We start from the raw sequence: 2,916 nt of genomic DNA on the forward strand, positions 1-2,916 counted from the left end.
CACCTCCGGCACGCGGTCCTGCAACGCCAGCTCGAAGAAGTACAGATAGGCCCGATGCCAGGGCAGGAACAAGATATCCCCGTGCCGGCACTGGATGGGCAACGGCAACCCATGGAGACCGGCGTGATACTGGTAGCCACGCTCGTCACGCAGCCCCATCACCGCCAGGAAGGCCTCCCGCAGCGCCTCGACCTCCGCTGCCGCTAAGGCATAGACGCTCTTTCGAACTCCCATGGTCCCCCCACCGCGGCGTGCCGCCGGTCACGTTCATGCCGGATAGCCAGAAATCAGAGTAGCCCGGACACCAACTGCATGGTACGGCGGGCTTCGAACGGTCGAGAAGAGCGCGCTCACTCTCAAGCTCACGAGACGAACTGCCTCGCCGCCGAGGGCAGGCGAAGAGGCCGACATGAGTGCAGTCTGAGGTAGCAGAAGCCAACGCAGACTAGTGGCCCGTCGCTGAGGTGCTTTGCCATCGAGGTGGTTTGCCAGGAGCGTCGCCGACCGCCTTGCTGTTCCTACGGAGCCGCCGCCATCCAGTCGACCAACGGTGACGAGGGCTCCAGCGAAGCGTCGGCCGGATAGCGGCGCACCTCCAGTTAGATCGACAGGCCGTACATCACATTCAGCTCCTGGACCGCAACCGCCGCACCACCAACCCGAGCGATCACCAGACCGCCGGGGAATCCCGTCGATCCCGATGGTGAGAGTGACCGGCCGGGAGCAGGCAAGGCCACACAGCAGTCGGTAGGGTTGGATCAGGCGCCCGGGGCGGGGGTGACCAGACCGGCTAGCATCTGGTCAGTGCCGCAGTCCGCCACGGTGGCCGAACCTACATCCCGCCACGCGCTCTCCTACTCCACAATCCGCGACTCGAAACTGGCCGCCGACGGCGTCCGGGGTCGGCGCCAGCACCCCATTGACAGATCAGGACCTCGCAGCAGAATTATCACCAGTGCTGTAACGGTTAAGGTCGCGAGGCGATCTGCATCGGGACCTGATACCGCAGGCGCGAGCGGCCCTGGGTTGGCCCCCCCGCCTGGGGCCGCTCGCTCTATCCTCCAGGTTCGCCGGGCGGCCGACCAGCCGAGGACGGCCACCGCCGCGGCTGCTGTGGACTACAAGGCTCGTTGAGCGGTCACGAGAGGGAGGCTAGGATCCGGACCCACCAGGCAGGAGCTCAGCCTCCCGACCTTCGTTGATCACAACACCGACGCTTGCTGAGGGCCACGTAATGTCCGCCGGTCCGAGCCGGCCTGCTCGGCCATTGCCAGCCCGATGGGGTCCTTTACCGAGCGCCCGGGTGCAAGTACTCCACCTGCCCTGCAGGTGGGCAGGCTCCGACCAGGCCGGGACAGCCATACCAGCGGCATGTCCCAACCACGTCCAGATCGACTCCACAGCGGCAGTGGCGTCGGGCGGTCCTGGTCAGACCTCGTCGACGACCGCTGGCAGGACCTCCTGGGGCGCCTGGAGGCAGCCGCGAATGAAATCGAGGAGATCGAGCTCCCCGTGGAACGTCGCCCCACGCCGTGAGGCCACGTGCTCGACTACGCCGCTGAGGGGGCGCCGTTCATCGTTCTCCTCACCGGCTGCCGGTGTCCAGACGCGCACCAGGAAGGTCTGCATGCGCTCATGGTGCGGCGCGGGCCTTAGCGTGGCCTTAAGGTGCCCTGAAGGCGCCCCTATCCGTCGCGGGCGTTGGGCGGCTGGCGGCTCGCCGACGGGAATGGCGTTGGCTCGACCCCCAGCTCGTCCATCTTCTGGCCGTAGATCCGGTAGCGACGGCGTGCCTCGCCGTGGCGGCCGGCCGCCGCCAGCGTGGCCACCAGCCCCAGGTGGGCCTCCTCGTCGTAGGTGTCGCGCTCCAGCACCCTGAGGTGGTGGCGGACGGCCAGATCGTGGTCGCCCGCCGCGGCGGCCGACCGCGCCAGGGTCCTCGCGACCGCCAGGTAGACCGCCCTTGCCTCCTCCCGCAGCGACACTGCCCAGTCCTCGTAAGGGTCGTCCTCCAGGAAGTCGCCGGTGTAAGCGGTCTCCGCCGCAGCCAGCAACCACAGCGCCTCGGCCCGCTCGCCCGAGGCGAACCGGTCCAGCCCGGCCGCCGCCGCGGTCAGGAACTCCTCCACGTCGATGGGCACGTGGGCCAGGGCGACGACGTGCTTGTCGGCCTGGACGAAGCGGTCGGAGGCGTAGCGTCGCTCCGGGTCGAGCACGGTGCGCACGGTCGAGAGGGCGACCGAGAGCCGGTTGGAGAGCCGGGCCGGGTCCTCGTCTGGCCACAGAGCCTCCATCAGCGCCTCCCTCGGCACAGCATGCCCTCGCTGGGCGACCAAGACCTTTAGCAGCTCCCGGGCCTTGCGGGACTGCCACTCCTGCACCGGTACCGGCTCGCCCGCCCGCACCACCCGGAAGCCGCCGAGCGCCTGGATGCGCACCGGGTCGCGCGGCGGGGCAGCGACCGCCCGCAGCAGCCCGGCCGCGACCTCGGCACCGACCCGCACGCCGAGCGCCCGCAGGCGCTGCTCGGCCTGCTCGACGGCGGGGGAGCGCACCCCCCGAACCCCTCCCGGTCCACCGGGGAACCCCGAGGAGGTTCCCCGGTCCCCGGCGGCCGGTCCGGCGAGGCGGGCCTGCGCGAGCGCGTTGCGCGCCTCGCCGAGCCGGTTGCCGATGGCCGCCCAGATCGACGCCGCCTCCCGCAGCCGCGGCAGTTCCCCGGCTGGGTCGGGTGCGGCCAGGGCGCGCAGCTCCAACGCCTCGGCCAAGCCGGCTCGATCGCGACGGGTGCCGGCGGCAGCGGCCGCGGCGGCCGCGGCGGCCGACGCCCGCTCCCGCTCGCCGGCAGCCAGCGCCACCCAGCCGGCGGCGAGCTGAGCCTCAACCCACGCCATGCCCGGCCCGTAGCCGAGCGCC

Annotated in this window: 3 protein-coding genes; all 3 read right to left on the reverse strand. The window is 70.8% G+C overall.

Annotated elements, in window-relative coordinates; genetic code table 11:
* A partial coding sequence (locus VF468_12970; protein HEX5879208.1) for a tyrosinase family protein occupies positions 1-234 on the reverse strand: 234 nt, incomplete at its 3' end.
* A 1,194-nt stretch (positions 235-1,428) separates the two neighbouring features.
* Positions 1,429-1,629 carry a hypothetical protein gene (locus VF468_12975; GenBank protein HEX5879209.1) on the reverse strand — a complete coding sequence of 67 codons (201 nt, stop codon included), beginning with the start codon at positions 1,627-1,629 and terminating at the stop codon, positions 1,429-1,431.
* Between the two features lie 56 nt (positions 1,630-1,685).
* Positions 1,686-2,916: BTAD domain-containing putative transcriptional regulator (locus VF468_12980; protein ID HEX5879210.1), on the reverse strand; the 1,231-nt coding region annotated here is incomplete at its 5' end.

The organism is Actinomycetota bacterium, from assembly GCA_036280995.1.
Lineage (GTDB): Bacteria > Actinomycetota > CALGFH01 > CALGFH01 > CALGFH01 > CALGFH01.